We start from the raw sequence: 18,148 nt of genomic DNA, 5'->3' as shown, positions 1-18,148 counted from the left end.
CGGGCATATCGCATCATTGGCCTTATTCCAGGCGATCCGCGATCACTTGTTGTCAAATCGTCACCGGCGACCCGGTCATAACCCCGGGATTCCCCGGCGAGGGACGGTTCGCATTGTCTACTCTTTGTCAGTGCATACGAACCCCGACGCCGACGAGCTGCTCGACACCTCTGCGCACACTGCACAACCTGCCTCCGAGCAGGCAACGACTGTCGCCACGACAGTCGCTGCAGCCGCCACCCTCGCCGTCGTCGTCACGGCCGCCCTCAAGAAATAGAAGACACCCGCACGAATCGACGCGCGCTCCGCGAGACAATTCTCGCGGGTAACCAATTCTTCGGAGCGCCCAACCGATGCGGCCCACCCGATGCGGCCCACCCTCAGGGGCGCAGAGGAACCCCGAGCCTCGGCGGAGGCCGTCCTCACGCGGAGTCGGACTCAGACGGGGACGGGCTCAGACGGTCATCGAGACCTCGTCCTCCGCCTCCTGCGCCGCGCCGCGGTCCGGGCGCTTCCCCTTCTCACCGACCGCCTTCCCGGCGCGCGAGCGGCGGACCCTCCGGGCGAGTTCGCGGGCCAGACGATTTCCCGTGAGCGTCGAGCGAAGCCAGGTGACGATCGCGACCCAGGTCGCGCCCGAGACGAGCACCGCATCGGCCGAGGCCATGATCCCGGAGAAGAACGGCAGACCCATCACCACCGCGATGCTGAGGTGCATGCCGAGCAGGATGATCAGTGCGATGCGGCGAGTGATCCGGTGGAACAGCAGGAACGGGAAGGCGATCTGGGCGAGCACGGTCACGTAGGTCGCGATGACCACCGGCAGCGCCCAGTGGGTCAGGAGGTCGGCCAGCGGAGGGAACGCGCCGTAGGCGACGGACTGCAGCGGGTAGTACACGGCGGTGCCGTTCTGCCAGAGGCTGCCTTGGACCTTGTAGAGCCCGGCCTCCAGGTAGACGATGCAGATCTGGGCGACGACCAGGCACAGGCCGATGTTGTGCAGCACGGAGCCGGTCTGCGTCTCCGGCCGTCCGGTGCGCGCGCGGCGCCGGGCGTCGAGGGACCAGCGACGCGAGACGTCCATCAGGATCAGGTAGACGAGCATGATCCGGATGAAGTAGTTGCCGCCGTCGGAGATCGGCGTGTTCTGACCGTTGAGCGCGGCGTAGGCGATGAACAGCAGTGGAGTGACGATCCGCGTGCGCCACCCCAGGGTGAAGGCGACCACGAGCGCGATGGTCACCGCGTACCAGAGCCAGAACAGGCCGGGACCGGCATGCTGCAGTGCGCCGAAGGGGCCGTCGTAGCCGAGGATCTCGCGATAGGGCTGCCAGTACCGGGAGCCGGGTCCCCAGATGCGGGAGGCGACCGGGAGGTTCAGCAGCAGCCATCCCAGGAGGAACGAACCCGACGCGATGCGCATGACGGCGACGCCGTAGTCGGAGTGACGGTCTGCGATGAACCAGCTGACCACCCGCTCCAGGAGGCGGGCCGGGAGGTCGCGCTGAGCCTGCAGCCAGCTGCGGACCGGAGTGGATTCCGTCATGACCAGGCCGACTTCACATCGTCGTCGAACTCGGTCGCGGGGCGCCAGCCGATGCTGGTCCACTGCTGCGCGAGCTCGTCCGGCGGGTCGTGCCGCTGCTCGAACTGCGGGACCGCCTCGCGCAGCATCCGCACCTCCACGAGGGTCACGGCGTCGCCGTGCTCCTGCTGCAGGTACAGGGTGGCGAGCCCGACGGCGGCGTCCTCGAGGCGCTGATAGGTGCGCAGATTGTTCAGCTGGCCGGGGCTGTACGCCTCCGACGCTTCGGGAGAATAGAGGTCGACACCGAACACCGGGTCGCCGTCGATGTGGTTGGCGGCCGCCATGTCCTGCTGCTCGTCGGTGAGCTTGCTGGCGGCAGGCCAGAGTCGGCCATGGACGACCTTCGACTGGCGCGACTCGCGGTTGGCGAAGATGTTGTACTCGACCGCTTCCATCTCCTCCGCGGTGACGTTGCGCCACGGCGTGAACTCCGCGCCGGCATCTGCTCCCCCGGAGCACACGTCGAAGTCGCTGACGCAGGCGCGCACGAGCATGTACTCGTCCTGCGAGTAGGGGCCGGGCGCGAAGAGGTTCCAGCCCTGGTCCAAGGGCCCGAGGAAGTAGCGGTTCAGTGCCGGCTGCAGGGCGGCCCGCACAGGGGTGTCCGGGCCGGTGTACGCGAGGGTCGCACCGATGTGCCCGGCGGCGAGGAGGCCGACGGTCGCGAGGACGACGGCGGGGAGGCGGCGGATTCGGGGCGAAGCCATGGTGTGTCCGTTCTGCGGGGCTGCGCGAGGTGAAGGGAGCGGGACGGGCGGACGGCCGCCGGGCGCGGCACCATGTGCGGTGCCGGCCCGGCGGCCATCAGCGATGTTCCCGTGTCACTCAGGAGGTGGAGCGACGGGAGAGGAGCACACCCGCAGCGCCGCCGACGAGCAGCAGAGCTGCAAGGCCGACCATCGCCGCGGTCCCGGCCGCACCGGTCCGGGCGAGGGAGCCCGAGCCGCTGCCGGAGGAGCCGTCCCCGCTGCCGGAGCCGGTCCAGCCGTTACCGGCCGCCCCGTTCCCGCCAGTGGCGTCGGCTCCCGTGTTGGTGCCGGTGTTGGTGCCGGTGTTGTCGGCGTCGTTCGCCGCCGGGTTGTCACCGGCGCTGTCTCCGGTGTTGTCACCAGCGTTGTCCGACGCATCATCACCAGCGTTGTCGCCAGCGTTGTCCGACGCGTTGTCACCGGCCGCCTTCGTCGTGACCGTGAGGTCCGCAGCTGCGGTCTCCCCGGTCTCAGCGGTGGCCTCGACCGTGTAGTCACCAGCCGGAGAGCCCTCCGGGACCGGCAGGTCGACGGTGAAGGCACCGTCCTCGTCGGTCTCGACGGTGACAGGATCGCCCACAGCATTGCCCTCGGGATCCACCAGCTGCACCTCAACCTCGGTGTTCGGCGGGAAGCCCTCGCCGGTCACCGTGGTGGAGTCACCGTCCTCGACTGTCCCCGGATCGACCGCGACGGACGGATCCTCGACCGTTGCGTCATCTCCGGTGTTGTCGGCCGTGTTCACGTCGGTGTTGACCTCGGTGTTCTCAGCGGAGTTGTCAGCCGTGTTGACCTCAGTGTTGACCTCGGTGTTCTCAGCCGTGTTCACCTCAGAGTTGACCTCGGTGTTCTCAGCCGAGTTGTCAGCCGTGTTCACCTCAGAGTTGACCTCGGTGTTCTCAGCCGAGTTGTCAGCCGTGTTCACCTCAGAGTTGACCTCGGTGTTCTCAGCCGAGTTGTCAGCCGTGTTGACCTCAGAGTTGACCTCGGTGTTCTCAGCCGAGTTGTCAGCCGTGTTCACCTCAGAGTTGACCTCGGTGTTCTCAGCCGTGTTCACCTCGGTGTTCTCTGCGGTGTTGTCCGCAGTGTTGTCGGAGGTGTCGACCGGCACCACGGTGAACAGCTCGGTGTCCCCGAGAGAGAGGTCCTCGTTGTCGATGACCGTCACCGCGTAGTCCCCGAGGTCGAGCTCCGAGGAGATCACGCGGAACGACAGCTCACCGTTCTCGTCGACGTCGACCGTCCCGATGCGCTCACCGGGCTGGGCGATAGCCGCGAAGGTGGACACGACTCCCGCCACGAACGACGCCTCACGCTCGAGCGGATCGCCATCCACAGACTTCAGGTACACCTCAGCCGTGCCGTTCGGCGTGTATCCGGTGCCGCTGACGAGGACGTCATCGACGCCCTGAACCGCACGACTCGGGGTCAGATTGATATCTGCTCTCGCCGTGTTGTCCGCAGTGTTGTCGTCCGTGTTGTCGGCCGTGTTGACCTCGGTGTTCACGTCCGTGTTGTCCGCCGTGTTCACCTCAGTGTTGACCTCGGTGTTCACGTCCGTGTTGTCGTCCGTGTTCACGTCGGTGTTGTCGTCGGTGTTCACGTCAGTGTTCACGTCGGTGTTGTCGTCGGTGTTCACGTCAGTGTTCACGTCGGTGTTGTCGTCGGTGTTCACGTCAGTGTTCTCGGACGTGTTGTCGTCCGTGTTCACGTCCGTGTTGTCGGCGTCGTTCTCCGCCGTGTTCACCTCAGTGTTGACCTCAGTGTTCACGTCCGTGTTATCGGCGTCGTTCTCCGCCGTGTTGACCTCAGTGTTCACGTCGGTGTTGTCGTCGGTGTTCACGTCGGTGTTGTCGTCGGTGTTCACGTCAGTGTTCTCGGACGTGTTGTCGTCCGTGTTCACATCCGTGTTCACGTCGGTGTTCACGTCAGTGTTCTCGGACGTGTTGTCGTCCGTGTTCACGTCAGTGTTGTCGGCGTCGTTCTCCGCCGTGTTCACCTCAGTGTTGACCTCAGTGTTCACGTCCGTGTTGTCGTCCGTGTTCACGCCGGTGTTGTCGTCGGTGTTCTCGGACGTGTTGTCGTCCGTGTTCACATCCGTGTTGTCGGCGTCGTTCTCCGCCGTGTTCACCTCAGTGTTGACCTCAGTGTTCACGTCCGTGTTGTCGTCCGTGTTCACGTCGGTGTTCACGTCCGTGTTATCGGCGTCGTTCTCCGCAGTGTTCACCTCAGTGTTGACCTCAGTGTTCACATCCGTGTTGTCGTCCGTGTTCACGTCGGTGTTGTCGTCGGTGTTCACGTCAGTGTTCTCGGACGTGTTGTCGTCCGTGTTCACGTCCGTGTTGTCGGCGTCGTTGTCCGCCGTGTTCACCTCGGTGTTGACCTCGGTGTTCACGTCGGTGTTGTCGTCCGTGTTCACGTCAGTGTTGTCGTCCGTGTTCACATCCGTGTTGTCGTCCGTGTTCACGTCGGTGTTATCGTCGGTGTTCACGTCAGTGTTCTCGGACGTGTTGTCGTCCGTGTTCACGTCAGTGTTGTCGGCGGTGTTGTCATCATCGCCGTCGTTCGAGACGCTGAGCGGCGCTTCCGCGATCTCTCCGGAGACTGCCTCGCCGACGACGATGTAGTCGCCGGCAGTGGTACCGACCGGAACGGTCAGATCGGTGGTGAAGCCACCGTTCTCATCCGTGGTCACGGTCACCGACTCACCGATCGGATTCCCGTCGGCGTCCTGCAGCTGCACCTCGACCTCGGTCAGCGCCGGGTAGTCAGTCCCGGTGACCGTGGTGGTGCCGCCGTCGTTGACGGCGGACGGGTCGGCCACGATGGCCGCCTCGAGCACGCTGGTGCGCACCGTGGAGGATGCGAGCCTGACATTGACCGCGTCATCGCCCTGGAGGATCCCCGGCAGCACACCCAGCGTGAGCGCACTGACGGTGAAGGAATCTTCTCCCAGAAGACCCTCACTGCCATTGGTGACATCCTCCGCAGGAAGTCCGTCCACCGTCAGATCGGTGTTGGTCGTGGCCTGCTCGTTGATCGTCAGGGAGACGACCGAGGTCGTCACCGTCTGAAGCACGGGAGCGAGCGACGAGATCACCGGATCGATCGCGGCGCCGAAGACGTCCGCGACCGGCTCGGCGAGCCCCTCAAGAGCACCGTCCCCCACGGTCCCCAGCGCGCTGAAGATCGTCGAGGTCACCGGGCTGAGCAGCTGGTTCAGGAGGTTGTTCAGTCGGTTGTCCGGATCCAGAAGAGAGATCTCGACGGTCGGATTGCCCCCGGTGTTCGTCAGGAACTGCTCAAGAGTTCCGGAGACCGAGACCTGGGCCGGTGCAGTGACAACGCCCAGCAGCGTCACCTCAGCCGCCACCACAGCGGTGACCTGGGTGGCGCTCAGCGCCTCGGTGACGCCCGTCGTGAGCGTCGTCAGCACGTCGTCGACAGCATCCGCGATGAGTCCATCCGCCGCGGTGACGCACTGCAGGAACTCCGCCGAGAGCACCTCGGTGTTCGGGGCGAGGTTGCTCAGGTCGCTCCCGGGCACGTTGCAGTCGACGATCTGGGCCAGATCGATGATGACCTCACCCGTCGAGAGGTCCAGCGTGACGCCGTTCTCGTTGGCGATGGGTCCGTCCAGCAGGCTGCCGCTGACCGCCTCGAGCGCTTCGTCCAGACCGTCGACGGTCACCTCCGTGCCGCCGAGAGAGATCGATCCGAGGAGCGGGATGCTCACGGGCTCAAGACCGACAAAGACACTCCCGAGCGCCCCGTCGGAGCTCACGAGGGCGTCGACACCGCCACCGATGCCGGTCACCGTATCGTTCAGCGCGGTGGCGAGGTTGCTCACCAGCGGCGACGTCGCGACCAGCTGGCCATCCACGATCACGTACTGGGTCTCGACCCCCGTGCCGGAGGCATCGGCATGCGACGCGACCGCCCCCACCTGGAGGTCGAGCTCGTCGATGACTCCGCTCGTGACCGGCGTGAGGCCCGCCTGGTCGAACAGCGACGTCAGACTCACGCGCGCGCTGCCGAACTCACCGGCGTTGTTCGGATCGATGGCGATCGACCCGTCCGAACCGATCGCGCCCGCCGCAGCCGTCGAGGCGCCGGGAGTGGCAGCTTCGGCGAAACCGGACACGGCCCCGAGCTCGCCGAGGTGCAGCAAGCCGCCACCTCCCGGGTCGCTGACCAAGGGCAGGGTGACGCCGCCACCGAGCTCGAGCGACACCAGACCGTTCAGTGCGGCGACGTCGAGCTGATCGGAGGCCGGGCCGGGGTCGCTGGGGAATCCGGCAAGGCTGGTTCCGACGTCAGCGACATCGATCCCGAGTGCGTCGGCGCTGATCACGCGGCCGAGCGCTTCAGACTGGTCCGTCTCCGCGGCATGCAGGGAGGGCAGTCCCATCAGTGTGAGGCTCGCCGTTGCGGCCGATGCGATGACGCCCCTGAGCAGGGGTGATCGACGTCGGTCCGCTAACGGCGATGGTGTCTGCGGGTGTTCCACATTCTCTCCATCGTCAGAAGGGGTGGGGAGGTCCTTCACGCGGGCGCACTGGGGGAAGGCCTACGCAGGGACGGGAGTCACTGGAGTGACTTCTGAAGCTTTTCATTGAATCGCAGATTTCGGGGCTGACCAGCTGGTAAATACCCAATCTGTTGCAAAAAAGTTACCGACCGTCACATCTCTCCACGGGCCCTGTCGTCACATTCTGTAGATACCGATTAGTAACTTACGAGTGCACGCCATGCTCGGTGGTCAGAGAGGCTTAGGGCGCGCGAAGTGGGGCGCACCGAGCCGGCCGGGGCATCCCCCGAGGGATAGGGTGAGCGTTCTGTTGAATGCATTAACCTCTCTTCCACTCGGGTCTTTTACGCAATTCACCCGATCCGTCCGAACAGCCCCAATCGCGCATTTCGGCATATTCGGACATACTGGAGGCGTGAAGACTCTGATGTCTCTGGCCTCTCGCGGCCCCTGGGCCGGAGACGCACCCGTGCGCGCGACGTCCTGGGACGCTCGGTGGGAGCCGGTCTCGGTGGGAGCCGGTCTCGGTGGGAGCCGGTCTCGGTGCGAGCCGATCTCGGTGCGAGCCGGTGAGCTCAGGCCGACTGTCGGCCTTTCCGGTGCAGAGCTGCGCCGATGAGCGCGAGCGCGGAGGCGAGGAGCACCAGAGGCAGCACGCCACCCGCCCCTGTGCTGGCCAATCCCCCGGCGCCGGTCCCGTCGGCCCCCGGCGCCGCCGGAGAACTCGGAGCCAGGCCCGCGGAGAGATGCTCCCCGGCACCGAAGGCTTCGATCAGCACGTCGCCGCGCGCACCGGAGAGCCCCCGTGGTCCGGCGTCGGTCGCGAGAGTGACGGTGATGCGCAGCCACCTCTGCTCGTCGCTCGGCATGGAGGTCAGGTGCAGCGACCCCGCCCGCGCCGCGATGCTGTCGAGACTCGCGTTCTCCACCATCTCCATCGCCCCGGTGGAGCAGGTGCCACCCGTCCACGGGCTCGTGCAGGCGTCCACGGAGACCGCCAGCGCGCCCCCGACCTCGGCGAGCTCGCCCCGCCCTGTCAGACCCAGGTCGATCTCACCGGGCTCCGGCGTCTCGGCCCAGACCCCCACTTCCCAGACCGCGGAGTCGCCCGGAGCGAGGTTCTTCATCAGTGCGGGATCACCCTCGGTCCGGATCCGCAGGTGATCGCCGGAGAGGAAGGTCGTCTCGGTGGATCCGGCGGCCGGCGCCGCGAGAATCAGCGCTGCGACCACGGGCACCACGAGCGTGTGACGTGTCAGGGCGTCATGGGCGGAAGAGCCACGGATCTCGACGCAGTCGTCGTCGGAGACGCCGTCGGAGTCGCCCTCGGAGTCACCGTCGAGATCCTCGCCGAAGTCCTCGTCGGAGCCGTCCCGGGTCCGTTCACGCGGCCAGAACGCCCAGACCACGAGCACGGTGGCGCCGACGGTGATCCCGCCGAGCACGAACGGATCGCTGAACCACTGGATGACCCGCGCCGCTGCGGGGACGGAGAACATCACGCGCCGAACGTCGGTGGCGGTGTACGGGGACGGGTCCGCGACCTCATTGGCGTCGCCCTGCATCGTGAAGGTGACCTCGCCGGAGTCGTGATCGACCTCGAGGACCTCGAGGACGCGGTGCGTCACGGGCAGGACGCCCTCGCCCCTGTCGACGGTGACGACGTCCCCTTCTGTCATCTCGACCGCCGGGATCTCGCGCACGACGGCGATCGAGCCGGCGGTGATGGTCGGGCTCATCGACCCGGTGCGGAACATCATGATCGAGATGCTGAGGACCCAGCTGAGGAGCACCAGCACGATGCATACCGCGCCCCCGACGGCCAGGAGCGTGAGCAGGTGGTCGCCGAGAGAGCGCAGAAACCTCGGCCCGGCACTGCGCTTCCCGCGCGCGGTCACTGTTCAGCCCCGTCGGCGACCCCGGAGCCCGGGATCCCGGCGCCTCCCACCGTGGACATCGTGCCCGCCGGTCACTCGACCGAGGTGGCCGTGAACCCCCAGGTGGCCGTACCGGTCTCCCCCTGGAGGAGGTCCGGCCCGGCGGTCACCTGGAAGCAGAGGGTGACGGGTGCGCCTGCTTCCCCGTCGGCCCCGGCGACCAGGTCGAACCCGGCGGTGCCGGAGTCCAATGCGGTGCCGGCAGGGACGATGGCGCTGCCGGTGGCATCGTCCGTGCACTCCGCGGCAGAACCGACCTCGATGATCCCGTAGGTCAGGTGCGCGGCGTTGGCCCCCGACCCGGCGGCGTCGGTCAGCTCGACCGTCGCGTCGTAGGTGGTGGCGTCGTCCAGGCGCAGCACGAAGGGTGCGGCCACGACGTCCTCGGGGGTGAGGTTGTCCGCGTCGACCTCGAACTCGAGCTGGGCGGCGCCGGCTTCGGAGTCATGGTCGGCGAAGGCGCTGCCGTCGGTGCTGCCCTCGACGTTGAAGCTGCCGGCGCCGAACTCCCCGATCGCCCATTCCTGGTCGGTCCACGCGGCGAGAGTCACCGCGGCGCCGACGCCGAGGACGAGCCCTCCGGCGAGGAGCGCCCGGACCTTGCGGCCGCGACTGTTGTCTGTAGTAGCAGTGGACATGTCTCTCCCCGAAATCGACCCGACACAGCTCTATCCTCGCAGGTTAGCCAGTCGAGTATCAGGAAAGATGACTTTCTGGAAAGTGGTCTCAAATGTCCGAAAAGTGCCGTCCCCGCCGACGGTCGGCGCGCTCGAGGGGAAGGACCGATCCAGCTGCCGCTCTCAGGTGAGGTTGCGGCAGTTCCCGCCGATGCCGCCGATCAGGCCGGCGTTGCTGGCGACCGCGGCAGCCTCTGACTCCCAGCCCCCTCCGCCTTCCGGCACCACGACGAAGGCGAGCTCCAGCTCGCTGCCGAGCCCCAGCAGACCGCCGAGCAGGTTGGTCGGGATCTCGGTGCGATAGGTTCCGCCGGGCTGGCTCACGGTGTTGTTCCTCAAGGTGAATCCGGTGAGGGGTGCGAGCACGGAGCCGAGGCCGCTCGTGGAGGCCCGCACCTCGACGTCGTCGAGCGTGTAGCCCTCGGGGAGCTGCCAGTAGACCCGCACCCGTGCGCCGATCCCGAGCAGACCGGGCACGAACTGGCAGGACCGCGTCAACGTCGGCGCGGGGATCTCGCCGGCCTCGAAGACGGCCGTTGCCTGCTCCGAGTCGGTCCATGCCGCGTGGCTCGCGGACGCTCCGATCCCCAGCACCAGCCCGGCGGCCAGCATCGCCCGCAGGCGGAGCCAGCGGGCACGCCGGGGCGAGGTGGTGAACGAGCGGGCATCAGTCATGTGCAGGAGGGTCCTCCCCGGTGCGGCCTGCGAGCGCGACAGCTCAAGATGACCATGAAGCTCAGGCCCGCGCAAGCAGATGTCCGAGACGCAGCCCGACCCGGCCCTCCTGGAGTCGGGCCCACGGCGATCCGGCCCGTTCACGGCCCCGAGGCGACTCGGGGCCGGCCGGGCCCTTCCGGCGGACCCGCCCGCGCGTCGAAGGCGCTCTGCTCGTGCCCGCTGCTCGCCGGATGTCCGACCGCCTGGGCCGCGTGGCCTCGCCCGGCGGGGAGAGGATCCCGTCGGCGGACCCTGCTGCGACTACGCTGTGACGAGCACCACGCGATGCACCGGCACCGCGCGACTCGACCGAGGAGCAGCAGCCATGACCAGCACCCCGATGCACCACCCCGACGACGACGGACGCCCCCATCCGGAGGACCAGGGAGAAGACACTTCGTCGAGCACCGGCACGGGCCAGGGCGAGGACCTCGTCGACGAGGAGACCAAGAAGCTCTCCCAGGAGGAGGCCCAGCGCCACGACGACGTCGTGGAGGCGCAGAAGGACGACGCCGATCAGGGCGGCTACGGGCACTGACTCCGGGGACGCCCGGATCGGCTCCCCGGGAGGTCCCCGAGCGCGCCCGCACGGCGCCGGTCTCCCCTGTGGGTTCGCGCCGGGTCGCCCTCTCTCATCTCGCGCCCTTCGGGGAGGAACCGGGAGATCCTTGATCGGCACGGAGGTGCTCGAGCGCCGTCGAAGCCCGCTCCAGCCGGTCTCGCTCGTCCATCTCCCACCAGGGAGTGCCCCGCTCCCCCAGCCCCTCCTTCGCGGTCTGGACGTGATCGCGCAGGGAGGAGATGCGGCGCTCGTCGGTGGCTGCCCCGATCCCGGACCTCGCGCGGCCCAGCTCCGATCGCAGCGCCTCGACCACATCGTCCGGCAGGGATGGATCCGTCGCGCGCCACCGTCGGCCCCCGATGACGAGGTAGCGACCGTCCGGGGTTGCGGTCATGGCGGGGAGTCCGTTCGTCCGACGGGGTTGTGCGCTGGCACGACAGAGTACGTGTGGGCGGGTGCGGGGATCCCGCGCCCTACCGGATGGTTGCGGTGCCTGCTGGTCGAGGCGCACGGCCTCGGAGCGCGACGGGGCGGCTCTCCCTCTGCACCTCAGGGGCACCGATCGCCGACCGGCACCACCCGCGGGCCGGAGAATGCTCGCAGGCAAGGACGGCACAGTGGCCCGGTCGCAGGCTAAGTACCGTAGCGTCGCGCAGGTGACCACGCCTCCCCGCCTCCGGGCCTCCCGCGCCGCGACCGACCGCACCCAGAGCCCGGTCCTCGCCTCGGTGTCGGAGGCGGTCGGCGGCACTCCCCTGGTCCGCCTGGACCGACTGTTCCCGGAGTCCGGCATCGAGGTTCTCGCCAAGCTGGAATCCATGAACCCGGGCGGCAGCACGAAGGACAGGCCGGCGTTGGCCATGGTGCGCGATGCTCTCCGTTCGGGGCGACTGGCTGCGGGCGGGACGGTGGTCGAGTCGAGCTCCGGCAATCTCGGGATCGCGCTCGCACGCGCGTGCCGGGAGCATGCCGTGCACTTCGTGTGCGTCGTGGACTCCCGCACCAACCCTTCCGCGATCGCGACCATCCGAGCCCTGGGAGGAGAGGTCGAGATCGTCTCCGAGCCGGACCCGGCCTCGGGGGATCTGCTCACGGCGCGCCTGCATCGCGTCGAGGGCCTCCTCGACGAGATCAGCGGCGCAGTGAATCTCTACCAGTACGGGAATCCTGCGAACCCCGCCGCTCACGCCGACGGCACGATGCGAGAGATCGCCGATGCGACCGATCACCACGTCGATCACCTGCTGGCCGCCGTGAGCACCACCGGAACGCTCGCCGGATGCTCCCAGTACATCCGGGAGGCGGGCATGGCCACCTCGACGATCGCCGTCGATGCGGTGGGGAGCGTTCTCTTCGGCGGGACAGCCTCGCCGCGCCACCTCCCCGGCCTCGGCGCGGGGGTGGTGACCGATCTTTCCCTCACAGTCGAACCGGACACGGTGGTCCGGGTCGATGCGCTCGCGTGCGTCGTGGGGGCTCGTCTCCTGGCGCGCGACGCCGGGATCCTCGCCGGCGCCTCGACCGGGGGCATCGTCCACGCTCTCGGGACGCTCGTACCCGACATGCGCCCCGGCACCCGGGCGGTCTTCATCGTGCACGACAGCGGGACACCGTATCTGCACACGATCTATGACGACCAGTGGGTGCACGAGACGGTGGGCGCCGACCCCGGCACGCTCGCACGGGCGACCTCGGAGCTGCAGGAGCGGGCCCGCCGTGGATGACCGCACCACGACGCTGGTCGTCCTCGGCGACGGACCCAAAGCCCTCTACGCCCTGGAGGAGCTCTGCGCGCACCTGACCCGATCGGCGCGCACGGACGAGGCTCCCCGCCGTTCCCGACTCGACGTCACGATCCTCTGCTCGTCGGCGACGCCGGGAACGGGCGCGGCCTACGACAGCGCGCAGCCGCGCTCGCTCCGCCTGAACGTCGCCGCCGACATCCTCGACGCGCCCGCCCCCGATACGGGCACCTCCTTCCGCGACTGGGTCTCGACCGCGCGGCCCGAACACCGGGACGAGGACTACCCACCTCGAGCCGTCGTCGGGGAGTACCTCGGCGCGCGATGGGCACGGATGATCGACTGTCTCTCGGACCGAGCCGCCGTGCACTCGCTTCACGATCGGGCGCTCTCGCTCCGTCGTGCACGCACGGGATGGGTGGTGCTCACCCGGGAGCGCGGCGCGCTGGACCCCGTCGACGAAGTCCTCGTCGCGACGGGGCACTCCCGCGAGCATCCGGGCGCTCTCTCCCGCACCTGGTCCTCCCCCGTTCCGCTGCGGCCCTCCGTGCTCCCCGCCTCCTCGATGCTCGGCGAGGACTCGGTGCCACCGGGCAGCCGGGTCGCGTTCCGCGGCGCGGCGCTCACGTTCATCGATGCAGCTCTCGTGCTGACCGCCGACCGCGGAGGCGAGTTCGCCCCGCGGGCGGGCGGCAGGCCGGGCCTCGTGCACCACCGCGGCCCGTCGGAGCCCTCGGTGCTTCTCCCCACCGCTCGGCACGGGCGCCTGCTGGACGCCAAACCCGCCCCCCGCATCCCGCTGCCCGCGCAGGCGCGACGTGCGATCGACCGCGGAGGCGAGCGCCTCGCTCTGCTGCAGCGCGATGATCCGGCGCCGGGGCCCGTCCTCGACGTCGTCTCCGAGGTGGCAATCCGGATCCTCGAGAGCACCGGACCGGCGGGCGCCGCCCGGCGCCAGGCCGTCGAGCACACACTGGCCACCGGGTGGGAGCCCGACCTCGATCGCGGTGCCGGCGCCTCCGAAGCGGCGTTCCGTCGGAGCATCGAGATCGCGCGCGGAGAGCGGCCGCCGGGAGCCTCCTGGGCCCTGGGCCGTGCCTGGGCCGGCATGTACCGACCGCTCACCTCCGCTCTCCGGGGGACCGACGCCGACGCGGAGGCGTGGGCCGCCTTCCGGTCAGCGGCCGACGTCATGGAACGATTCGCCTTCGGACCTCCGCTGGAGGTCGCCGAGAGGGTGCTCGCGATGGTGGACTCGGGAGCGGTCGACCTCGGGTGGGTCGATGCCGGCGTCCGGATCTCGGCCGGTGGGATCGACCACCTACCGGAGGGCGAGGGGGCACCGGACGTCGTCGTCGATGCGGTGATCGCGCCCCCGGGGATCCAGGACACCTGCGACCCGCTGCTCGTCTCGCTGCGCACCGCGGGCCTGGTGCATTCTCGTGCCGGACGCCGCGGAGCCGTCGTGGAACGTGACGGCACGGCGGTGGCGGCCTCGGGCGAGAGACTCGAGGGACTCGCCCTGGTGGGCCGGCCCACCGAGGACCACGTCATCGGCCACGACACGCTCAACAGGCATCTGCACGACGAAGGGCGACTCTGGGCCGAGCGGGTGGCGAGAGGCGCTGCAGGTATTGGAGGAAGGACCACCACACCGATGCTCGACCTCGACCACTCAGCCCAGGAGCGCGAACTGCGATGACCCCGCTCGACCCTCCGACCGCCCCGGAAGAGACCGGCGCCGATGCTCCGCGCTCGGGATGCCGGGGGCTGCCCCCGCTCACAGCGCGCCTCGAGGCCTGGATGCGAGAGCTCCTCGCCGATCCGGCACGGTGCTCCGCGATGCTCGCGACGTACGGCAGCCCCGTCAACGTCCACGAGTTCTCCGCGCTGGCGCGGAACGCGGAGGAGCTGGCCCGGGTGGCGGACCGTCACGGGGTGGCGATGAAGATCTTCGTGGCGCGGAAGGCGAACAAGACCTTCGGTCTCGTCGACGCTGCGCGGAGAGAAGGCCTCTGCATCGACGTGGGCAGCTACCGCGAACTCCAGCAGGTCCTGGACCTCGGCATCCCGTCCGAGCGCGTGGTCGTCACGGCAGCCGTCAAGCCGGCCGAGCTCCTCGAGCTCGCCTGCGACTCACGCTCGTTGCTCGTGCTCGACAACCTCGACGAGGCCGCCGCGCTGCAGCAGGTGGCGCGCACCCGACGCTCCGCGACGCTGCAACCGACAGCTCTCCGACTCGCCGTCACGCCGACGGACGGCATTCGACCGACACGCTTCGGGGAGAGTGCTGCCGTGTGGCGCCGGTGGGCGGAGTGCGAGGGCGCCGACCGGCTGGCCGAGGCCGGCATGCGGCTCGACGGAGTGCATTTCCACCTTCACGGCTACGCGCCGCGTCACCGCGTCCTCGGCATCATCGAAGCGCTCGAGCTCGTGGACGCGCTGCGCGCCGAAGGGCATGACCTCCGATTCCTCGACATCGGCGGCGGAATCCCGATGTCCTATCTCGACGACGCCAGCGAGTGGGATGCGTTCTGGCAGGCCCATGAGCACCAGGGCGACCAGGCGAAGCCGCTGACGTGGCGGGGCGAGGCGCTGCGCCAGGTGTACCCGTACCACCAGGCGCCCGTACGGGGCGCCTGGCTCGAGGAGGTCCTCTCCGCCCGCATGCCCTCGGGGGCGACCGTGGCAGAAGCGCTGCGCGAACGCTCTGTGGAGCTTCGCTGCGAACCGGGCAGGGCGCTGCTCGACGGGTGCGGCCTCACCCTGTCGCGCGTCGCTCATCGGAGCTCCACGAACGAGGGGACGGCGCTGATCGCTCTCGAGATGAACCGCACCCAGTGCAGGTCCACCTCTGACGACTTCCTCGTCGATCCGCTCCTGGTCCCCGCCGGCGGGCGACCCTCGGACGCGGTGGAGGCGTTCCTCGTCGGCGCGTACTGCATCGAGGACGAGCTGCTCTCCCGCCGCCGCCTCGCCTTCCCGCGCGGAGTCGCCATCGGTGATGTCGTCGCGTTCCCCAACACGGCGGGCTACCTGATGCACATCCTCGAGAGCGCCTCCCACCAGATCCCGCTGGCCTCGAACATCGACATCAGCTCCGGCGAGGAACGACGCGACGGCGACGATGCCGTGCTGCCCATCGGTCCCTGAGCGTCCGCTCCCTTGACCTGCGTGCACTACGTGCACGCCGCATGGCGGCCCCCCGCCCCCTCGTCTCGCGCACACCGGATTCCGCACGGGGGCAGCGAAGCGCCCGGGCGCGCACCGGATCGATGTGACTCGGGTCGGCGACGCCCTGCGGAGAACCCCTTCGCGTTATGCGTTCGTTACCCTCGAGGCGGACCCCGCACCACACCCTCCCGAGGAGCGCAGTGACCTCCCCTGCCCCGGCGGCCTCCCGCGCCGCGCCCTCCCGGAACTCCCCGCGCCCCGGCTTCCGCCCCGACATCCAGGGCCTGCGCGCGATCGCGGTGCTGCTGGTGGTGCTGTACCACTCCGGCGTGGAGATGCTCTCCGGCGGGTTCGTGGGGGTGGACGCGTTCTTCGTGATCTCCGGCTTCCTCATCACCACTCATCTGCTGGGCTCGCTCGAGCGCGAGGGCCGGATCCGCTTCGGCGCCTTCTACGCCAAGCGGGCTCGTCGGATCCTGCCGGCTGCGTTGGTGGTCGTCGCGCTCACCCTGGTGGCCTCGTGGATCTGGATGTCCCCGCTGCTGATGACCAGCGTGACGAGCGCGGCGGCCGCGACCGCGGCCTATGTGCCCAACTACTTCTTCGCCCTCCAGGGCACGGACTATCTCTCCGAGGCCACTCCGTCGGTGTTCCAGCACTACTGGTCCCTCGGCATCGAGGAGCAGTTCTATCTGGTCTGGCCTGCGCTGCTGGCGGTGGGGTTCTGGCTGGCGCGCGGCCGGCAGCGGCGGCTGCTGGTGATGACGGCAGCGCTCACGGCCGCCTCGTTCGTGGCCTGCGTGCTGCTGATGGACGTCTCGCAGCCGTGGACGTTCTTCTCCCTGCCCACCCGCGCCTGGGAGCTCGGCGTGGGCGCCCTGGTGGCGTTCGTGCTGCGCTCCGGGGCGCGCTGGCTGAGTTCGGAGCGGCTCGGGCTGCTGGCCTGGGCGGGGCTCGCGGGGCTGCTGGTCGTCGCGTTCACCTTCGACGAGGCGACCGCGTTCCCCGGGGCGGCGGCCGCACTGCCCGTGCTCGCGACCGCGGCGATGATCCTCGGCGGTGCCGCCCCGGGGCGACTGCACGCCACCCGGGTGCTGTCGGTGGCACCGCTGCAGTTCCTGGGCGCGATCTCCTACTCGCTGTACCTGGTGCACTGGCCGCTGCAGGTGATCCCGCAGGCGGCGGTGTTCTCCGCGGAACCGCTGGCGACGGGCACCACGCTCGCGCTCGGCGCGGCGGCGGTCCCGCTGGCGTGGCTGCTGCATCGCACGGTGGAGCGCCCGGTGCTCAGCTGGCAGGCGCTGCGCGAGCGCTCCCAGTGGCTGACCGGGGCCGCGGCGCTCACGGCCTCCCTCGGCATCGTCCTCGCCTCGGCGGGCACCCATCTGGCCGCCTCGCAGCAGAGCCTGTCCACGGACCGCACCGCCGCCCACGAGCCCGCGGAGCTCGAACCGGCGGGCACGGACGTCGTCCCCGCGAACCTCTCCCCCGCCCTGGAGGAGGTCGCCGCGGACAACCCCTCGATCTACACCGAGGGCTGCCACCGCTCCGAGGAGAGCACGGATCCGGGCGGCTGCCGCGTGGGCGAGAACGAGGAGGCACCGCTGGTGTTCCTGGTCGGCGACTCCCATGCGGCCAACTGGTATCCGGCGCTCGAGCAGCTCGCGCAGGAGGGGAAGATCCGCCTGGACAGCAACACCAAGAACTCCTGCCTGCCGCTGGAGACCGAGCAGCAGCACCTCAGCCGCCCGTACTCCGCCTGCCAGCAGTGGCGGGACGGGGTGCTCGAGCGGGTCGAGCAGGAGCAGCCGGATCTCGTGCTCCTGGCCGGCTTCCACAACCCTGACCGCCTGGGCGGCGCAACGGGCGAGGAGGTCGCCGGGCAGTGGCGCGAGGGGCTCTCCTCGACGTTGTCGCGGATCGAGGGCCCGGAGGTCGCGGTGATCGGCGAGGTCCCGCACCAGGAGCGCACTCCCCCGCACTGCCTGGCCAAGCATCCCGAAACCGCGGACCGGTGCGCGGAGCCGCGCCAGGACGCCTTCGAGACCTCCCTCCAGCGCGCGGAGGAGGATGCGGTCACGGCCGGCGGCGCCCGACGGATGGATCTCACCGAGTATCTGTGCAACCAGGAGACCTGCCCGTCGGTGATCGGGGACACCGTCGCCTATCGGGACGGCCACCACCTCACCCAGACCTTCAGCCGGCAGCTCGCCGAGCCGATGTGGGAGCAGATCGAGCCCTCGCTCGCGTGAGCGGGAACGGCCGCCCCGTCGGCCGCGCTGCCGCCGCCCTCTCGCCTGACCCGGGCCGAGCCCGTACGGTGCAGTCACCCCTGCCCCTTCGGCGACAAGGCTTCCCGTGCACCTCCTGCTGCGACTGACCGGACCCGCGATCGCTCTCGGTGCCGTGCTGATCATCGTGACTGTCTCCCTGGACCGCGGGCTGGGCCCGGCGTACTTCCTGGGGATCGC

The 18,148-nt window shown here is 69.2% G+C and carries 13 protein-coding genes; 6 read left to right on the top strand and 7 right to left on the bottom strand.

The features are described 5' to 3' along the window. Positions 1-277 (top strand): hypothetical protein (locus ACT3SP_RS18015; RefSeq protein WP_444588666.1); only part of this gene is annotated, 277 nt, incomplete at its 5' end. A gap of 177 nt (positions 278-454) precedes the next feature. On the opposite strand, the gene ACT3SP_RS18010 is transcribed toward ACT3SP_RS18015, so the two are convergent. The 6 genes from ACT3SP_RS18010 to ACT3SP_RS17985 form a co-directional block, all read right to left on the bottom strand. Beyond that, positions 455-1,546, bottom strand: coding sequence for an HTTM domain-containing protein (locus ACT3SP_RS18010; RefSeq protein WP_444588665.1), 1,092 nt, complete (start codon positions 1,544-1,546; stop codon positions 455-457). After that, complete coding sequence (locus ACT3SP_RS18005; RefSeq protein WP_444588664.1) at positions 1,543-2,295, bottom strand: DUF5819 family protein; 753 nt, start codon at positions 2,293-2,295, stop codon at positions 1,543-1,545. Before ACT3SP_RS18005 ends, ACT3SP_RS18010 begins: the two co-directional genes overlap by 4 nt. A 118-nt stretch (positions 2,296-2,413) precedes the next feature. Next, positions 2,414-6,847 (bottom strand): choice-of-anchor G family protein, encoded by a 4,434-nt coding sequence (locus tag ACT3SP_RS18000; protein WP_444588663.1) that lies wholly within the window; start codon positions 6,845-6,847, stop codon positions 2,414-2,416. Positions 6,848-7,443: 596 nt separating this feature from the next. Further along, positions 7,444-8,766 carry a signal peptidase I gene (locus ACT3SP_RS17995; RefSeq protein WP_444588662.1) on the bottom strand — a complete coding sequence of 441 codons (1,323 nt, stop codon included), beginning with the start codon at positions 8,764-8,766 and terminating at the stop codon, positions 7,444-7,446. Positions 8,767-8,837: 71 nt separating this feature from the next. Next, positions 8,838-9,443, bottom strand: a complete 606-nt coding sequence (locus ACT3SP_RS17990; RefSeq protein ID WP_444588661.1) for a SipW-dependent-type signal peptide-containing protein — start codon at positions 9,441-9,443, stop codon at positions 8,838-8,840. Between the two features lie 162 nt (positions 9,444-9,605). Further along, positions 9,606-10,157, bottom strand: coding sequence for a SipW-dependent-type signal peptide-containing protein (locus ACT3SP_RS17985; RefSeq protein ID WP_444588660.1), 552 nt, complete (start codon positions 10,155-10,157; stop codon positions 9,606-9,608). Positions 10,158-10,524: 367 nt separating this feature from the next. Between ACT3SP_RS17985 and ACT3SP_RS17980 the strand changes: the two genes are divergently transcribed. Further along, positions 10,525-10,737 carry a hypothetical protein gene (locus ACT3SP_RS17980; RefSeq protein WP_444588659.1) on the top strand — a complete coding sequence of 71 codons (213 nt, stop codon included), beginning with the start codon at positions 10,525-10,527 and terminating at the stop codon, positions 10,735-10,737. Between the two features lie 94 nt (positions 10,738-10,831). Here the strand turns inward: ACT3SP_RS17980 and ACT3SP_RS17975 are convergent, their stop codons facing one another. Further along, the gene (locus tag ACT3SP_RS17975) at positions 10,832-11,155 is read right to left on the bottom strand and encodes a biopolymer transporter Tol (protein WP_444588658.1); all 324 of its coding nucleotides are present in this window, start codon (positions 11,153-11,155) and stop codon (positions 10,832-10,834) included. 262 nt (positions 11,156-11,417) lie between these two features. Between ACT3SP_RS17975 and sbnA the strand changes: the two genes are divergently transcribed. The 4 genes from sbnA to ACT3SP_RS17955 all read left to right on the top strand — a co-directional run bounded on the left by sbnA (position 11,418) and on the right by ACT3SP_RS17955 (position 17,929). Continuing rightward, positions 11,418-12,485 (top strand): 2,3-diaminopropionate biosynthesis protein SbnA, encoded by a 1,068-nt coding sequence (gene sbnA, locus ACT3SP_RS17970; protein WP_444588657.1) that lies wholly within the window; start codon positions 11,418-11,420, stop codon positions 12,483-12,485. After that, positions 12,478-14,205, top strand: coding sequence for an FAD/NAD(P)-binding protein (locus ACT3SP_RS17965; RefSeq protein ID WP_444588656.1), 1,728 nt, complete (start codon positions 12,478-12,480; stop codon positions 14,203-14,205). Before sbnA ends, ACT3SP_RS17965 begins: the two co-directional genes overlap by 8 nt. Further along, positions 14,202-15,656: a Y4yA family PLP-dependent enzyme gene (locus ACT3SP_RS17960; RefSeq protein ID WP_444588655.1), complete on the top strand. Its 1,455-nt coding sequence runs from the start codon at positions 14,202-14,204 to the stop codon at positions 15,654-15,656. The genes ACT3SP_RS17965 and ACT3SP_RS17960 overlap by 4 nt, the downstream gene beginning before the upstream one ends. Before the next feature lie 221 nt (positions 15,657-15,877). Beyond that, on the top strand, positions 15,878-17,929 hold the full coding sequence (locus ACT3SP_RS17955) for an acyltransferase family protein (protein WP_444588654.1): 2,052 nt from the start codon (positions 15,878-15,880) through the stop codon (positions 17,927-17,929). The last annotated feature ends 219 nt before the right edge of the window (positions 17,930-18,148 follow it).

This window comes from Brachybacterium sp. AOP43-C2-M15 (assembly GCF_052446295.1).
Lineage (GTDB): Bacteria > Actinomycetota > Actinomycetes > Actinomycetales > Dermabacteraceae > Brachybacterium.
The sequence above is the reverse complement of the archived record's forward strand: the minus strand, read 5'-3'. Positions and strand labels throughout refer to the sequence as shown.

What these genes read in the sequence shown, in the direction of transcription:
- ACT3SP_RS18010 (WP_444588665.1), bottom strand. Translation starts at nt 1,546, where the DNA reads ATGACGGAATCCACTCCGGTCCGCAGCTGGCTGCAGGCTCAGCGCGAC.
- ACT3SP_RS18005 (WP_444588664.1), bottom strand. Translation starts at nt 2,295, where the DNA reads ATGGCTTCGCCCCGAATCCGCCGCCTCCCCGCCGTCGTCCTCGCGACC.
- ACT3SP_RS17990 (WP_444588661.1), bottom strand. Translation starts at nt 9,443, where the DNA reads ATGTCCACTGCTACTACAGACAACAGTCGCGGCCGCAAGGTCCGGGCG.
- ACT3SP_RS17985 (WP_444588660.1), bottom strand. Translation starts at nt 10,157, where the DNA reads ATGACTGATGCCCGCTCGTTCACCACCTCGCCCCGGCGTGCCCGCTGG.
- ACT3SP_RS17980 (WP_444588659.1), top strand. Translation starts at nt 10,525, where the DNA reads ATGACCAGCACCCCGATGCACCACCCCGACGACGACGGACGCCCCCAT.
- ACT3SP_RS17975 (WP_444588658.1), bottom strand. Translation starts at nt 11,155, where the DNA reads ATGACCGCAACCCCGGACGGTCGCTACCTCGTCATCGGGGGCCGACGG.
- ACT3SP_RS17960 (WP_444588655.1), top strand. Translation starts at nt 14,202, where the DNA reads ATGACCCCGCTCGACCCTCCGACCGCCCCGGAAGAGACCGGCGCCGAT.